At 37.9% G+C, this 517-nt stretch carries 1 protein-coding gene; it reads left to right on the top strand.

Annotated features, from left to right (window positions below):
• Positions 1 to 187: 187 nt before the first annotated feature.
• Positions 188 to 328 (top strand): DUF3149 domain-containing protein, encoded by a 141-nt coding sequence (locus tag ACQY6F_RS19100; protein WP_042480052.1) that lies wholly within the window; start codon positions 188 to 190, stop codon positions 326 to 328.
• Positions 329 to 517: the final 189 nt, after the last annotated feature.

The following is a 517-nucleotide window of genomic DNA, read 5'->3' as shown; positions in this document are numbered from 1 at the left end:
TAATTAACTTTTTCTTAATTTCCGTTCGTTCGCTCAAAAACCAATCAATCAGCAATAAAATGTGACCGAATACACACCAAAAGAAACAATCACACAACCTATCAATCACAATTGATCCAGATCAGTGTCGGTTTTTTATCCAGAATTTAACTTATGCAGTGTCTCAAGCACTTCTGGAGGAAATACTATGGACTTATGGCTAGATCTCCTGTTCGGTAATGCAGTTGGGTTATCTTCAATGCTGGTTATATTCGGCGCTATAGGGCTGATGCTATTTTATGGCAGCTATTTCATCTACAAAGTGCTTAACGACAAATCTCCTCACTAGATCGCTTAGCATCTATTTTTAAATAGAATCACGCTTTGCACCGGAGTTGATTACTTGTCTACTCCGGTTTTTTATTGCCCGTTATCTTGCCCCTTTCGAATAATCACAAACACTCTTTGGCTACAACAAACAGAACAGGTTGCTTGAGTAATCTCGATTGTTATACTTCCGATATTCCGTGATTAATTC

The sequence above is a fragment of the Vibrio sp. genome (genome assembly GCF_050299255.1).
Taxonomy (GTDB): domain Bacteria; phylum Pseudomonadota; class Gammaproteobacteria; order Enterobacterales; family Vibrionaceae; genus Vibrio.
Note: the sequence above shows the minus strand (reverse complement) of the source record. Positions and strands in the feature narration are given on the sequence as shown.

Excerpts from the sequence above, each read along its gene's own strand:
- ACQY6F_RS19100 (WP_042480052.1), top strand. The coding sequence starts at position 188 with ATGGACTTATGGCTAGATCTCCTGTTCGGTAATGCAGTTGGGTTATCT.